The following is a 15241-nucleotide window of genomic DNA, read 5'->3' on the forward strand; positions in this document are numbered from 1 at the left end:
CCGGAGACAAACATGACGACAGCACAAGAAAACCGCGTCAACCTGCTCGATTTCGATGCGCAGGCCATGACAGACTGGTTCGCCGCGCAGGGCGAGAAGCCGTTTCGCGCGCGCCAGGTGCTGCGCTGGATCCACCGCTTCGGGGAGACCGATTTCGAGGCGATGACCGATGTTGCCAAGAGCCTGCGCGCCAAGCTGCAGAACTCGGCCTGCATCGTGCCGCCGACCCCGATCCGCGACTGCATTTCCACCGACGGCACGCGCAAGTGGCTGTTCGATGTCGGCAATGCCAACGCGATCGAGAGCGTGTTCATCCCCGAGACGACGCGGGGCACGCTATGCATTTCCTCGCAGGCGGGCTGTGCGCTCGACTGCTCTTTCTGCTCGACCGGCAAACAGGGCTTCAACCGCAATCTGACGGCCGCCGAGATCATCGGCCAGCTGTGGATGGCCAACCGCCTGCTCGGCGCCGACCCGGATGGGGAGCGCATCATCAGCAACGTCGTGATGATGGGCATGGGCGAGCCGCTGGCGAACTTCGACAACGTCGTGTCCGCGCTGAACCTGATGCTCGACGACCACGCCTACGGCCTTTCGCGCCGTCGCGTGACGGTGTCGACTTCGGGCATCGTGCCGGCGATGGATCGCCTCCGCGACGCCTGCCCGGTGGCACTCGCCGTGTCGCTGCACGCGCCCAACGACGCGCTGCGCGACAAGCTGGTGCCGATCAACCAGAAGTACCCCCTGGCGGAACTCATGGCGGCTTGCCGGCGCTATCTCGAGCGCGCGCCGCGTGACTTCATCACCTTCGAATACGTCATGCTCGACGGGGTCAATGACCAGGACGAGCATGCCCGGCAACTCATCGCACTCACGCGCGATGTGCCGTGCAAATTCAACCTGATTCCGTTCAACCCGTTCCCGAACTCGGGTTACGGGCGTTCTCCGGCGCCGCGGATCAAGCACTTCGCGCAGATCCTGATCGACGCCGGCATCGTGACGACCACCCGCAAGACCCGCGGCGACGATGTCGATGCCGCTTGCGGGCAACTCGCTGGTCAGGTCGTCGACAAGACCCGTCGTACCACCCGTCGCACCATTTCGCTCACGGAGGTCAGATCTTGATCGTGGCTCGTTCGCTCATGCTTGTGCTCGCGACTGCGGCGGCGCTGTCCGCTTGCAGTACCCCTTCGTCGCAAGGCGGAGCTGGCGTCGCGGATCGACCCTCGACCGATCAACCGGTGACCACCGAGGCGCGCAAGCGCTCTCGCGCCCATGTCGAATTGGGTAACGAGTACGTCAAGGCCGGCCGTCTTGGTGTTGCGATGGAGGAGGCGCGGGTCGCAGTCCAGGAGGACCCGACCTACGCTGCGGCGCATCACCTGCAGGCGCTGGTGCATATGTATCTCGACGAGCAGAAAGCGGCGCAATCGGCGTTCGAGCGTGCGCTCTCGCTAGCGCCGGGCGACCCTGAGATCAACAACAGTTTCGGCTGGTTCCTGTGCAATGGTGGCCAGGAGCAGCGCGGGCTGGAACTGCTCGCCAAAGCGGCACAGAACCCGTATTACGAAACGCCGACTCGCCCTTATACCAACTCGGGGCTGTGCTACCTGAAGCTTAAGAACGACGATGCCGCGCGCGGGCAGTTCGCGCGCGCAATTGCACTCGATCCGAACAACGCGACCGCCTTGTTCAACCTCGCGAGCATTGCCTACCGAAAGGGCGAGCTGCAGAAGGCGCGCGATCTGGTGACTGATCTGAACCGAGTTGGTGAGCCTACGGCTGCGTCGGTCTGGCTTGGCCTGCGGATCGAACACAAGCTCGGAAATCGCGAGGCCGAGGCGGCCTACGTGGCGCAGCTGCGTCGCCGCTTCTCCAGCTCGCAGGAATATCAGGACTATTTGCAGGAGCGCTTTGATTGAGCGCTACGTCGATGGAATCACACAGCTACGCGAATGCGCCCGGCGTGGCCGCTTCGGGCGTTGCCCTCAAGCAGGCGCGGGAGGCGCGCAATCTCGGCATCGCGGAAGTTGCCGCCACTCTGAAGTTGACGCCGCGCCAGATCGAGGCGATCGAGGGCGAAGCGTTTGACCAGCTGCCGGGCAGTGCATTTGCCCGCGGCTTTGTGCGCAACTACGCGCGCTATCTCGGGCTGGACCCCTCGCCCTTGCTCGAACGCATGGAGCAGCCTGCGCGTGGGGAGGATCTGAAGCTGGCTCCGGACTCAAATGCCGAAGGTTCGGTGCCGCGTCGTCCGTCCGGCTATCGCTCGGCCTCGCCACTGCCGGCGGTGCTGGTTGTCGGTGTGATCGTCGTTCTGGGGGCGCTGTGGACCGGCTTCAACTGGTTCGGGCGTGGCGCGGTGCCTGGGGTGGATCGCGCTGCGAACCAGTCGTCAGGCGTGGCCGCTTCTGAGCCGGTGTTTCCGCCGCAAACTGAAGAAACGGCCGTGGTGACGGCTCAAGTCGAACCGCCTTCCGGGGTATCCGAGCCAGTGATCGCTCAGTCGCAACCTGTGGCGGCGCAATCGACGCCGGCCCCAGCGGTGAAGCCTGCACAGCCCGTGGCGCAGCAGTCGGCGCCGGTCGCCGTAGCGCAACAATCGGCGCCGATCGGTGCCGTACAGGGCGGGCTCAGCTTTACGTTTGCGCAGGATGCTTGGGTCGAGGTGCGTGACGCGTCGGGCAGTATCGTGTTCTCTCGGCTCAGCAAGGCGGGTTCGACGCAGTCGGTGCAGGGTACGGCGCCGTTCGCACTGGTGATCGGCAACGCACCGAATGTCAAAGTTGAATACAACGGCCGACCGGTCGATCTCGCGCCCTACACCAAGGTGAGCGTGGCGCGCCTTTCCCTGAAGTGACCAAGATGTCCGTTTTCGATCCCTTCGGTGGAAAGCCGGCTGCTCGCCACCGCACCCGTGAAGTACGTATCGGACGCGTTCGCGTGGGCTCGGATGCGCCCATCGTCGTCCAGTCGATGACCAATACCGACACCGCGGACTACATCGGTACCGCGATCCAGATCGCGCAGCTTGCGCGTGCGGGCTCCGAGATCGTCCGCATTACGGTGAACAACGAAGAGTCGGCTGCCGCCGTGCCGAAAATTCGCGAGCAGCTGCTGAAGATGAATGTGGATGTGCCGCTGGTCGGCGACTTCCACTACAACGGACATCGTCTGCTGACCGCCTACCCCGAGTGCGCCGAGGTGCTGGACAAGTACCGCATCAACCCCGGCAACGTGGGGTCGGGTCAGAAGCGCGATCCGCAGTTCGCGGCGATCATCGAACTGGCCTGCAAGTACGACAAACCGGTGCGCATCGGCGTGAACTGGGGCAGCCTCGATCAATCGGTGCTGGCGCGCATCATGGATGAGAACGCCAACCGCGCCGAACCGATGGATGCGCAGGCGGTGATGCGCGAAGCGCTCGTTACCTCGGCGCTGGAATCGGCCGCCAAGGCGGAAGAATTCGGCATGGCGGGCGACCGCATCATCCTGTCCGCCAAGGTGTCGAGCGTGCAGGACTTGATCGCGGTCTACCGCATGCTGGCCGCGCGCTGCGATTATCCGCTGCACCTCGGGCTGACCGAGGCGGGCATGGGCAGCAAAGGCATCGTTGCGTCGACGGCGGCGCTGGGTGTGCTGCTGCAGGAGGGTATCGGCGACACGATCCGTGTTTCGCTGACGCCGGAGCCAGGCGGCGCGCGCACGCAGGAAGTGATCGTTGCGCAGGAAATCCTGCAGAGCATGGGTTTGCGCGCCTTCACGCCGATGGTGACGGCATGCCCTGGCTGCGGTCGCACCACCAGCACCTTCTTCCAGGAGCTCGCGCAGTCGGTGCAGGGCTATGTGCGCGACAAGATGCCGGAATGGAAAACACAGTACGACGGCGTCGAGAACCTTACCCTTGCGGTGATGGGCTGCGTCGTCAACGGCCCGGGCGAAAGCAAGCACGCGAACATCGGCATCTCGCTGCCGGGCACTGGCGAAACGCCGGCCGCGCCGGTCTTCGAAGATGGAGAGAAGACCGTGACCCTGCGTGGCGACAACATCGCCCAGGAATTCATCGGGCTGATCGATGCCTACGTGGCGCGCAAATACACAAGAAAGATCGTCTGAGCGTTTCGACGCCGACGACATTGACAGGTAGCTGATGGCACAGAAACTGATTCAGGGCGTGCGTGGCATGCACGACATCCTGCCCGACGACGCCGAACGCTGGGAGCTGTTCGAGGAGATCGTGCGTGGTTGGCTGCGTAGCTATGGCTACCGCCCGATCCGCACCCCGATTCTCGAATTCACGCCGCTATTCGTGCGTGGCGTCGGTGAGCACACGGACATTGTCGAGAAGGAGATGTACGCCTTCGAGGATCGCCTCAACGGTGATCCGCTGGTGCTGCGCCCGGAAGGCACCGCGCCTTGCGTGCGTGCGGTGCTGGAGCACAACCTCATCAATGCGTCGGGCCCGCAGCGTCTTTACTACAACGGCCCGATGTTCCGTCACGAACGGCCGCAGAAAGGCCGCCAGCGCCAGTTTCACCAGTTTGGTGTGGAAGCCTTCGGCTACACCGGTCCGGATATCGACGCCGAGCACATCGTGATGCTCGCCCGCCTGTGGCGCGATCTCGGTCTGGAAGAGGATATCTCGCTGGAACTCAACACGCTGGGCTCCAGCGACGAGCGCGCGGCGCACCGCCAGGCATTGATTGCCTACTTCGAGGCGCATCGCGATCAGCTCGACGAGGACGCCCAACGGCGCCTGCACTCGAACCCACTGCGCATTCTCGACACCAAGAACCCTGCGATGCAGGCGCTTGTGGAAGCGGCGCCGAAGCTGGCGGAATTCCTCGGCGTCGACTCCCTGGCGCACTTCGAGGGCGTGCAGACCCTGCTGCGTGAGGCTGCAATCCCGTTCCGCATCAATCCGCGTCTGGTCCGCGGGCTGGACTACTACAACCGCACCGTGTTCGAATGGGTGACCGATAAACTCGGTGCTCAGGCAACCGTGTGTGGCGGCGGGCGTTACGACGGCCTCGTCGAACAGTTGGGTGGCAAACCGACCCCGGCCTGTGGTTTCGGCATGGGCATCGAGCGTCTGATGATGCTGTGGGAAGTCTCGCAGGGCGACGCGGCGCGTTCGGTGCCCGATGTATACCTCGTGCACCAGGGTGAGGCGGCATCGCGCTTCGCGTTTCGCTTGGCCGAACAGCTCCGCGAAGACGGTTTTGCGGTCGTGCTGCACTGTGGCGGTGGCAACTTCAAGAACCAGATGAAGAAGGCCGACGGGTCCGGTGCGGCCGTTGCGGTCATCGTCGGCGACGACGAGGCTGCGGCTGAAGAGGCCAGTTTCAAACTTTTGCGGGAAGGTGGCGAGCAACGCCGTCTGCCCGCCGCTCAACTCGGCGAGACCCTCGCCGCTCTGCTCTATAACGTGGAAGAAGAAGATGGCAGCGTTTGACCTCGAAGAACAGGAACAGATTGCAACGCTCAAGGCCTGGTGGGAGAAGTGGGGCAATTTGCTGACGATCGGCGCCGTGGTGCTGGCGGTGGCGGTGGTCGGTTGGCGTGGCTGGGAGTACTACAGCAAGAAGCAATCCAGCGAGGCGAGCGTGATCTACGCGACGCTGATGCAGGCCGTTGAGACCAAGGACGCTCAGAAGATCCGCGAAGCTTCCGGCATCATCGCCGAGCGTTTCGGTTCTACGGCCTATGCTGATCTGTCAGCGCTGCTTGCGGCCGAAGCACAGGCTGCCGCCGGTGATCGCGCGAGCGCCAAGACCAAGCTGGAGTGGGCGGTCGAGAAGGGCAACGACCCCCTGACGCGCGATCTCGCTCGTCTGCGTCTGGCTGCCGTTCTGCTCGACGAGAAAGCCTACGACGCTGCGCTTAAGCAGCTCAGCGCGAAGCCGAACAAGGCGTTTGCCGTGCGCTATGCTGACCTGCGTGGCGACATCCTGGTGGCCCAGGGCAAGCCTGCCGACGCGCTGACGGCTTACAAGGAAGCGCTCGACGGCTTGGGTTCCGACCAGGGCTCGCAGGCCTTCAAGTCGGTCCTCGAACTGAAGATCGATGCGCTTGGAGGCGGCAAGTGAGATTGCGCGCGCCGATTACGCTCACGCTTGCGCTCACGTTGCTGAGCGGTTGCTCAACCGTCAATTCGTGGTTCAGCAAGTCAATCGTCGAACCGATGGCCGAGCTCAAGCCATTTACGGCGTCGGCGCGCTTGGAACAGGTGTGGCGCTTTAGCGTCGGCAAGGCGGGCAAGGCGCTGATTCAGCCTGCCTCCGCTGGCGATGCCGTATTCGCCGCCAATGAGGGCGGTGACGTATACCGCATCGAGAACGGGCGCCAGGTATGGCGTGCCAGCACCAAGGAAGACATCGTGGCAGCTGTCGGCGCTTCGAGCGCACTGGTGGTGGTTGGCACGCGCCGCGGTTTCGTCGCGGCGTTTGATGCTGCGACCGGCGCCGAGCGCTGGACGGTGGATGTCGGCGGTGATGTCGCTGCGACACCGCAAGTCGATAGCGACATGGTAGTTGTGCGAGTCGGTGATTCGCGCCTGATTGCGCTCGACGTGGCGAATGGCCGCCGTCGCTGGACCTACACCCGCAGCACGCCGCCCTTGTCACTCCGCGCATTCTCGGAAATGCGCCGGGTCGACAACTATCTGTTCGCTGGCTTCTCCGGTGGGCGCGTTGCCGCGATCACCGTCAATAACGGTCAGCTCGCTTGGGAAGGCGCCGTCGCACAACCGCGCGGCACGACTGAGCTTGAGCGCTTGTCCGACGTTGTCGGTGCGCCGTTGTTGGGCTCTGGCGGTTTGTGTGCCGGAGCCTTCCAGGGGCGTGTCACCTGTTTCGATGTCACCAAGGGCGTCTCGGTCTGGGGGCGTGACATTTCGACCCCGGTTGGTATTGCGATGGACAGCAGCAACGTGTTCACGACCGACGAACGCGGTTCGGTGCATGCGCTTGACCGCGGTACTGGCGCGACGGCCTGGAAGCAGGACGAACTGAAGCTGCGCAAGGTTGGCCGCCCGCTTGAATTTGATCGATATGTCGCCGTCGGCGACGTCGAAGGTTGGGTACATCTGCTCAACAAGGCCGACGGCCACTTCGCCGCGCGCTTGCGTGCAGACAACTCGCCGCTGGATGCGCCGCTGCTCGAACACGACGGCGGCATTGTTGCACTCTCACGTGACGGCATCCTGTCGTACATGAAGGTGCGTTGAGGTAAATGCAGTGAAACCCACCCTGGTCCTCGTCGGGCGTCCGAATGTTGGCAAATCGACGCTGTTCAACCGTTTGACGCGATCGCGTGATGCGCTCGTGGCAGACATGCCCGGCCTGACGCGTGACCGTCACTACGGCATTGGTCGCCTCGGCGACCGGCCGTATTTCGTGGTCGATACCGGCGGCCTGGAGCCGGCCGCAAAGGACGGCATCCTTGCCGAAATGGCTCGCCAGGCCGATCAGGCCATCGCCGAAGCGGATGCGCTGCTGTTCCTCGTTGACGGCCGCGCCGGCCTCACGCCACAAGACAAACAGATTGCGGTTGAGCTTCGCCGTACCGGGCGGCCGGTGCATCTGGTCGTCAACAAGGGCGAGGGGATGAACCGTGCTGTTGTCGCGGCAGATTTCCATGAGCTTGGTTTTGGCGATCCAGTGGTCATTTCTGCGTCGCACGGCGACGGCGTGCGCGGCCTGATCGATGAGGTGCTGGCGCCGTTTCCTGTGGATCCCGAGGGTGATGACGACGGCTCCGGTGGCCCGAGAGTCGCAATCATCGGCCGTCCCAACGTCGGCAAGTCGACACTGATCAACGCGCTGCTCGGCGAAGAGCGTGTCATCGCGTTCGACATGCCCGGCACCACGCGCGACGCGATCTCGATCCCGTTCGAGCGCAACGGCAAGAACTACACGCTGATCGACACCGCGGGCCTGCGGCGTAAGGGCAAGGTGTTCGAGGCGATCGAAAAGTTCTCGGTCATCAAGACCCTGCAGGCGATCGAGCAGTCGAACGTCGCTGTCCTGGTGCTCGATGCGAGCCAGGATATTTCCGAGCAGGATGCGCACATTGCCGGCTTTGCGCTCGAATCCGGCCGCGCGATGGTGGTGGCGGTCAACAAATGGGATGCGGTGGATAGTTATCGCCGCGAGCAGCTCAAGAACGACCTCGCGCGCAAGCTCAACTTCCTCTCGTGGGCGAAGTTTCACTACATTTCAGCGCTGGAAGGCGACGGGATTGGCGCGCTGATGCGTTCGGTCGATGGCGCCTATGCGGCCGCAATGATCAAGCTCGCTACGCCGAAGCTGACTCGGACGTTGCAGGCCGCGATCACGAAGCAGGCGCCGCCGCGCCATGGCATCTTCCGACCCAAGATGCGCTACGCCCACCAGGGGGGCTCCAACCCACCGGTCGTCGTCGTGCACGGCAACGCGCTGGAGCACATCCCAGATTCCTACAAGCGCTTCCTTGAGCGCAACTTTATGGAAGTCTTCAAGCTACAGGGCACGCCGTTGCGGATACAATTCAAGACGGCCCGCAATCCGTTCTCCGAAACGGAATAGGGCGTTGCGGGGCACGGCTGACTCCGCGTTCGATCTACCCCGGGACATGCGCCCATCGAATGATTATTACAAGCACACAAGAGGACACCCGAAATGAGCAACAAAGGGCAACTGCTACAAGACCCGTTTCTGAATACGCTGCGCCGGGAACATGTTCCGGTCTCGATCTACCTGGTCAACGGCATCAAGCTGCAGGGCCAGATCGAGTCCTTTGACCAGTACGTCGTGCTGCTGAAGAATACCGTCACCCAGATGGTCTACAAGCACGCCATCTCTACCGTTGTGCCGGCACGCCCGGTCTCGATCCAGCAGGATCACGGAGACAAGCAGGATTGAACGCACCTAGTCTTAAAGCGGCCGCGCAAGCGGCCGTTCGCTGAATGTTTGAACGGCCCGCGAGCGGTAACAGGGCCGTAATCGTTCAACTCGATCTGGGCGAACCCGGCCAGAGCGAGCGGTTGAACGAAATCACGTTGCTTGCCAAGAGCGCCGGTGCTGAAGTGCTGGCGGTCGTCCGCGGCAAACGGCGCGCACCCGATGCCGCCCTGTTTGCCGGGCGCGGCAAGGTTGAAGAGGTCGGCGTCGTCTGTCTGGAACACCAGGCTGACTTGGTGCTCTTCAATCATCAACTTTCCCCTGTTCAGCAGCGCAACCTCGAACGCGAGCTGCAATGCCGCGTTGTGGATCGCAATGCGCTGATCCTGGATATCTTCGCCCTCCGAGCCAAGAGTCACGAGGGCAAGCTGCAGGTTGAGCTCGCGCAGCTTGAGCACCTTGCGACGCGGTTGGTGCGCGGCTGGACCCACCTTGAGCGCCAGAAGGGCGGCATTGGATTGCGTGGTCCGGGCGAAAAGCAGCTCGAAACGGACCGTCGCTTGCTCGGTGTGCGTGTCAAGGCCCTCAAGGCGCGCCTCGCGTTGTTTGAGCGACAGCGCAAGACGCGTCGACGTGCAAGGGAACGCCGTGACATTCCGACGGTCTCTTTGGTTGGCTATACGAATGCAGGCAAGTCGACGCTCTTCAACGCGATGACGAAGGCCGGTGCGTATGCTGCCGACCAGCTGTTTGCAACCCTCGATACGACGTCTCGCCGAGTGTTTCTCGGGCGTGGCACGGTGGTGTTGTCCGACACGGTCGGCTTCATCCGCGATCTGCCGCACGCGCTGGTCGCGGCCTTTCATGCAACGCTGGAAGAAACGGCAAGCGCAGATCTGCTGCTGCATGTCGTGGATAGCGCCAGCGATGATCGCGAGGCTCAGATCGAGGTCGTCAGCAAGGTGTTACAGGAAATTGGTGCGGGCGATGTTCCGCAGATTCTCGTGCTGAACAAGATCGATGCGACCCTTGCGGAGGCCAAGGTCGAGCGGGACGCCTGTGGTAACATCGCCCGCGTTTTTGTCAGCGCTCAGACTGGCGCCGGCCTTGATGGCCTGCGCGAAGCGCTCGCCGAGCTGTTGCTTGGCGAGGACGTGCCCGCGGAGCCGGGCTGATCTCCAAGGACCATCCGTATGGTCATCACCGGAATTCTCATGTCTCTCAACGACCCGCGCTGGGGCAACAACAATCAGGGTGGCGGCGATCGCGGCGGCAATCAAGGGCCGCCTGATCTCGAAGAAGTGTGGCGCGACGTCAATCGCCGCCTGTCGGGATTCTTTGGTCGCAAGGGCGGCGGCAATGGCGATTCGGGCGGCAACTCGCCGAGCCCAGGCCAGATCGGTGGCGGCATCGGTTTGATCGCCGGCGTCGTCGCTGCGCTGTGGCTGGCGAGCGGCTTCTACATCGTTGACGCGAGCCAGCGCGGCATCGTTCTGCGCTTCGGTAAATTCATTCAGAGTACCGAGCCTGGTTTGCGCTGGCGCTTGCCGTATCCGATCGAGACGCACGAGCTGGTCAATCTGACGGGTGTTCGCACGGTTGAAATCGGTTATCGCGGCAGTGAGCGCAACAAGGTGCTCAACGAGTCGCTGATGCTCACCGATGACGAGAACATCGTGAACATCCAGTTCGCAGTGCAGTACGTGCTGAAGGATCCGAAGGACTACCTGTTCAACAACCGCGAACCGGACGCCAACGTGGTTCAGGCGGCCGAGTCGGCGATCCGCGAAATCGTCGGCAAGAGCAAGATGGACTTCGTGTTGTACGAAGGCCGTGAACAGATTGCGACCAACGCCGCGACCTTGATGCAGGAGATCCTCGATCGCTATCAGGCCGGCATCATGATCTCCAAGGTCACGATGCAGAACGCACAGCCGCCGGAGCAAGTGCAGGCCGCCTTTGATGACGCAGTCAAGGCGGGGCAGGATCGCGAGCGGCAGAAGAATGAAGGTCAGGCCTACTTCAACGATGTGGTGCCGAAGGCCAAGGGTACGGCGTCGCGTCTGTTCGAAGAGGCGGCCGGCTATCAGGCGCGCGTCATCGCCAACGCAGAAGGTGATGCGTCGCGCTTCAAGAGCATCGTCACCGAATATGCCAAGGCGCCGGAAGTAACGCGTCAGCGTATGTATCTGGACACGATGCAGCAGATCTTCGCCAACACCACCAAGGTGATGGTGGACGCGAAAGGCAATGGCAATCTGCTCTATCTGCCGCTCGACAAACTGATGCAGGCGACCGGGCAGAGCGCCAGCGCGCCGGCTCCGACGCCGGACGTTGCCGCGACGCCGAGCCGCCCGTCGAACTCTGCGGGTTCCGATCCGGTCGCGCCGCCGAAGGCGGATGTGCCGGTGCCGGCCGATTATCGTAGTCGCGAAGCCATGCGCTCGCGCGAAAGGGGAGAGCGCTGATGCGCGAACGTTTGCCTTTGCTCGCGGGCCTGGCTCTCGCGGTCATCGCCGTGCTGTCGCTCGCCGTTTTTACCGTGGACCAGCGCCAGTACGCGATCGTCTTCCAGCTTGGCGAGATCCGTCGGGTTGCGAATGAGCCCGGCCTGTTCTTCAAGGTGCCGCTGGTGCAGAACGTGCGCTATTTCGACAAGCGCATCCTCACCTTTGAAACGAGCGACCCCGAGCGTTTCATCACCAGCGAAAAGAAAAACGTGCTGGTCGATCTTTTTGTGAAGTGGCGTATTGTTGATCCGAAGGCCTACTACACCGCCGTTGGGGGCGACGAGGCACGTGCTCGCACGCGGCTTGAGCAGACCGTGAACGCTGGCCTGCGCGAAGAGTTTGGTAAGCGTACGGTGCATGAAGTCGTGTCGGGCGAGCGCGAGCGCATCATGAACGAGATGCGCAGCAAGGCTGACCAGGATGCGCGCAAGATCGGTGTGCAGGTGGTGGATGTTCGCCTCAAGCGCGTCGAGTTGCCGACCGAAGTCAGCGCGGCCGTCTTCAGCCGGATGGAAGCCGAGCGCAAGCGTGTTGCGAACGAACTGCGCTCGCAGGGCTCGGCCGAGGCCGAGAAGATTCGGGCCGACGCCGATCGCCAGCGTGAAGTGATTATCGCAGAGGCCTACCGCGATGCGCAGAAGGTCAAGGGTGAGGGCGACGCGAAGGCGGCCGCCATCTACGCTGAGGCTTTCAACCGCAACCCGGAGTTCTACAGCTTCTATCGCAGCCTTGAGGCCTACCGCCAGAGCTTCAAGAGCCGTAACGATGTGCTGGTGGTTGATCCAGGCGCCGAGTTCTTCAAGTACTACCGCGGGGCGGGCAGCAACAAGGGCGCAGCCGGCAAGTAAGCCATGTTTGATACCTTGTTCATGGCCTTCGCGCTGATGCTGGTGCTCGAAGGCCTGCTGCCCTTTCTGGCGCCCGGTGTGTGGCGCAAGGTCTTTCTGCAGGTGGCCAGCCTTGCAGACGGACAAATCCGATTCATTGGGCTGACCTCGATGCTGGTTGGCCTGATCCTCCTGATCCTTTCGCACTGATACTCATGTCGTCGCCGCGCTGGGCTTTGCCCGACCATATTGAAGACGCTTTGCCGCTCGAGGCCGCCCGCCTTGAGGCCATGCGCCGCCGCCTGCTCGACGAATTCCGTCTGCACGGTTACCAGCTGGTGATGCCGCCGCTGATCGAATACGTCGAGTCGCTGCTTTCCGGTACCGGCAAGGAGATGGGGGAGCACACCTTCCGCATGGCCGATCCGTTCACCGGCCGCGTCCTCGGCCTGCGTGCAGACATTACGCCGCAGGTCACGCGGATCGACGCACACCTGCTGAATCGCGCTGGCGTGACGCGCCTTTGCTACGCCGCGAGCGTCGTGCGCACGACGCCGCGTTCGCTGTTGGCGAGTCGCCAACCGATGCAGCTTGGGGCGGAAATCTATGGCCATTCGGGCATCGATGCTGATATTGAAGTCATCCGTCTGCTGGCGCGTACGCTTGAAGTCGCGGGCGTGAAGGCTTCTCGAATCGATCTTGGGCATATCGGTCTTTTCCGGGCGCTGGCGGAACTCGCCGAGCTCAGCGCTGAGCAGCAGCGGGAGTTGTTCGCCGTGCTGCAGGCGAAGGATGTGCCGACGCTGGAAGCGATGACGACGAGCATGCCGGGTGAGGCTGCCGGAGCATTGCGTCAGTTGCCGGTGCTGTATGGCGACGCCAGCGTGCTTGATCGCGCAGCCGCTGTATTGCCTGCAATCCCGGCAGTCCAGACGGCGCTCGCCGATCTGCGCGCGATTGCGGCGGCCCTGCCGGATTTACCGTTGTCGTTTGACCTCGCCGATCTGCGCGGCTACGACTATCACAGTGGTCTCGTGTTCGCCGCATTTTGCGGTACCTCGCCCGCCGCAGTCGCTTTTGGTGGTCGCTACGACGAAGTGGGGCGTGCGTTTGGACGCGCGCGGCCGGCCACTGGGTTCAGCGTCAACGATTTGCGCGACCTGATCAATGCGGACGACGATGGGGTGCTGCCCGGTGCCGTGCTGGCGCCCGCCGTTGATGATCTGCGGCTGACGCAGGCCGTGGCCGCGTTGCGCGCTGCCGGCGAGGTCGTTACGTGTGCTTTGCCGGGCCACGCTGGCACTTGGCGCGAGGCGGGATGTGATCGGGAATTGGTTCTGCAGGGCGACCGTTGGGTGGTCGTTCCGCTTCAGGGAGATTGAGCATGGCAAGAAACGTCGTCGTCGTCGGCACCCAGTGGGGTGACGAGGGCAAAGGCAAGGTCGTCGATTGGCTGACCGACCACGCGCACGGTGTCGTGCGTTTCCAGGGCGGCCACAACGCCGGTCACACGCTGGTGATCAAGGGGCAGAAGTACGCGCTGAACCTGATTCCGTCCGGCATCATGCGCGACGGCGTGCGCTGCTACATCGGCAACGGTGTGGTGGTGAACGCCGAGCACCTGCTGTATGAAATCGACAAGCTGGAAGCGGGCGGCATTGAAGTCCGCTCCCGCCTGATGGTCAGCGAAGGTTGTCCGCTGATCCTGCCGTACCACCAGAAGCTCGATCTCGCGCGCGAAGCGCGCCGCGGCGAAGCCAAGATCGGCACGACCGGCAAGGGCATTGGCCCGACCTATGAGGACAAGGTTGCCCGCCGTGCCCTGCGCGTGCTGGATCTGTTCTATCCGGATCTCTTTGCCGAGAAGCTGCGCGAAAACCTCGATTATCACAACTTCGTGCTGACCAAGTACCTCGGCGGCGAAGCGGTCGATTTTCAGCAGGTTTATGACGCTTCGATGGCCAACGCCGCGCGCGTGCTGCCGCTGGTGGGTGATGTGTCGGCCGCGCTGCATGCAGTGAATCGCCGTGGTGAGAACCTGCTGTTCGAAGGCGCGCAAGGCACGCTGCTGGATGTTGATCACGGTACCTATCCGTTCGTCACATCGAGCAACTGTGTCGCCGGTGCCGCATCGCCGGGCGCAGGCGTCGGCCCTAACATGCTGCATTACATCCTCGGCATCACCAAGGCTTACACGACGCGTGTTGGCGCGGGCCCGTTCCCGAGCGAGCTGCCGATTGAGGAAGAGGGCTGCGTGGGCCATCACCTGTCGACGATCGGGCATGAGCGCGGCACGGTCACCGGGCGCGTGCGTCGTTGCGGCTGGTTCGATGCGGCGTTGTTGAAGCGCTCGATCCAGATCAATGGCGTCTCGGGTCTTTGCATTACCAAACTCGATGTGCTCGACGGCATCGAGGAACTGCAGCTGTGTGCGGGCTATCGCCTGGACGGCAAGATCATTGATCTGCTGCCGATCGGCGCGGACCGCGTTGCGCGCTGTGAGCCGATCTATGAAACCATGCCGGGGTGGAACGAGCCGACCGTCGGCGTGAAATCGTATGACGCGCTGCCGGCCAATGCGCGTGCCTATCTGCGCCGGATTGAAGAGCTTTGCGGTGTGCCGGTCGATATGATTTCGACCGGGCCGGATCGCGAAGAGACGATCGTTCTGCGTCACCCGTTCAAGGGCTGAACGCAGGCAGTAAAGGATGGGGTCTGGCGGCAATACGCGGCCGGGCCCCAAAAGGAAAAGCCCGGCACATCAACTCAAAGGCGAGACGGAAACGCGTGAAGGGAAGCAGAAAAGAAAAAAGCCAGTTCCGAAGAACTGGCTTTTCCTGCGAAATTCTTGGTGCCCAGGAGAGGACTCGAACCTCCACACCTTGCGGCACTAGTACCTGAAACTAGCGCGTCTACCAATTTCGCCACCTGGGCATTCGCTGCTCCGCAGCGAGAACAGAAGTATAAACGAAGGAATTGAATTGTCAACAACACCAAAGAAAAATATGCGCTCACGCAAGAC

General features: G+C 62.8%; 15 protein-coding genes and 1 tRNA gene. 15 read left to right on the plus strand and 1 reads right to left on the minus strand.

Annotated features, from left to right (window positions below; translation table 11 throughout):
- Positions 1-12 precede the first annotated feature (12 nt).
- The 15 genes from rlmN (at position 13) to ACE3P0_RS02835 (ending at position 14911) form a co-directional block, all read left to right on the plus strand.
- Positions 13-1125 carry a 23S rRNA (adenine(2503)-C(2))-methyltransferase RlmN gene (rlmN, locus tag ACE3P0_RS02765; protein ID WP_374399580.1) on the plus strand — a complete coding sequence of 371 codons (1113 nt, stop codon included), beginning with the start codon at positions 13-15 and terminating at the stop codon, positions 1123-1125.
- Positions 1126-1127: 2 nt separating this feature from the next.
- Complete coding sequence (gene pilW, locus ACE3P0_RS02770) at positions 1128-1922, plus strand: type IV pilus biogenesis/stability protein PilW (protein ID WP_374399581.1); 795 nt, start codon at positions 1128-1130, stop codon at positions 1920-1922.
- On the plus strand, positions 1919-2860 hold the full coding sequence (locus ACE3P0_RS02775) for a RodZ domain-containing protein (protein ID WP_374399583.1): 942 nt from the start codon (positions 1919-1921) through the stop codon (positions 2858-2860). Before pilW ends, ACE3P0_RS02775 begins: the two co-directional genes overlap by 4 nt.
- Positions 2861-2865: 5 nt before the next feature.
- On the plus strand, positions 2866-4116 hold the full coding sequence (gene ispG / locus ACE3P0_RS02780) for a flavodoxin-dependent (E)-4-hydroxy-3-methylbut-2-enyl-diphosphate synthase (protein ID WP_374399585.1): 1251 nt from the start codon (positions 2866-2868) through the stop codon (positions 4114-4116).
- 34 nt (positions 4117-4150) lie between these two features.
- Positions 4151-5455, plus strand: a complete 1305-nt coding sequence (gene hisS, locus ACE3P0_RS02785) for a histidine--tRNA ligase (RefSeq protein ID WP_374399587.1) — start codon at positions 4151-4153, stop codon at positions 5453-5455.
- Positions 5442-6089, plus strand: a complete 648-nt coding sequence (locus ACE3P0_RS02790) for a YfgM family protein (RefSeq protein WP_374399588.1) — start codon at positions 5442-5444, stop codon at positions 6087-6089. The genes hisS and ACE3P0_RS02790 overlap by 14 nt, the downstream gene beginning before the upstream one ends.
- On the plus strand, positions 6086-7228 hold the full coding sequence (bamB, locus tag ACE3P0_RS02795; RefSeq protein WP_374399590.1) for an outer membrane protein assembly factor BamB: 1143 nt from the start codon (positions 6086-6088) through the stop codon (positions 7226-7228). The genes ACE3P0_RS02790 and bamB overlap by 4 nt, the downstream gene beginning before the upstream one ends.
- Before the next feature lie 10 nt (positions 7229-7238).
- The gene (der, locus tag ACE3P0_RS02800) at positions 7239-8567 is read left to right on the plus strand and encodes a ribosome biogenesis GTPase Der (protein WP_374399592.1); all 1329 of its coding nucleotides are present in this window, start codon (positions 7239-7241) and stop codon (positions 8565-8567) included.
- 93 nt (positions 8568-8660) lie between these two features.
- Entirely contained in the window at positions 8661-8903 is a 243-nt protein-coding gene (gene hfq, locus ACE3P0_RS02805; RefSeq protein ID WP_172197483.1) for an RNA chaperone Hfq, read from the plus strand.
- A 44-nt stretch (positions 8904-8947) separates the two neighbouring features.
- Positions 8948-10057 (plus strand): GTPase HflX, encoded by a 1110-nt coding sequence (gene hflX / locus ACE3P0_RS02810; protein WP_374399595.1) that lies wholly within the window; start codon positions 8948-8950, stop codon positions 10055-10057.
- A 39-nt stretch (positions 10058-10096) separates the two neighbouring features.
- Positions 10097-11350, plus strand: a complete 1254-nt coding sequence (gene hflK, locus ACE3P0_RS02815; protein WP_374399597.1) for an FtsH protease activity modulator HflK — start codon at positions 10097-10099, stop codon at positions 11348-11350.
- Positions 11350-12240, plus strand: a complete 891-nt coding sequence (gene hflC, locus ACE3P0_RS02820; protein ID WP_374399599.1) for a protease modulator HflC — start codon at positions 11350-11352, stop codon at positions 12238-12240. Before hflK ends, hflC begins: the two co-directional genes overlap by 1 nt.
- A gap of 3 nt (positions 12241-12243) precedes the next feature.
- The gene (locus ACE3P0_RS02825) at positions 12244-12429 is read left to right on the plus strand and encodes a DUF2065 domain-containing protein (RefSeq protein WP_172197495.1); all 186 of its coding nucleotides are present in this window, start codon (positions 12244-12246) and stop codon (positions 12427-12429) included.
- A 5-nt stretch (positions 12430-12434) separates the two neighbouring features.
- Entirely contained in the window at positions 12435-13601 is a 1167-nt protein-coding gene (locus tag ACE3P0_RS02830; RefSeq protein ID WP_374399602.1) for an ATP phosphoribosyltransferase regulatory subunit, read from the plus strand.
- 2 nt (positions 13602-13603) lie between these two features.
- Positions 13604-14911 carry an adenylosuccinate synthase gene (locus ACE3P0_RS02835; RefSeq protein ID WP_374399604.1) on the plus strand — a complete coding sequence of 436 codons (1308 nt, stop codon included), beginning with the start codon at positions 13604-13606 and terminating at the stop codon, positions 14909-14911.
- A gap of 157 nt (positions 14912-15068) precedes the next feature.
- Here ACE3P0_RS02835 and ACE3P0_RS02840 read toward each other — a convergent pair.
- A tRNA-Leu gene (locus tag ACE3P0_RS02840) sits at positions 15069-15153 on the minus strand.
- Between the last annotated feature and the right edge of the window lie 88 nt (positions 15154-15241).

This window comes from Niveibacterium sp. (genome assembly GCF_041909475.1).
Taxonomy (GTDB): domain Bacteria; phylum Pseudomonadota; class Gammaproteobacteria; order Burkholderiales; family Rhodocyclaceae; genus Niveibacterium.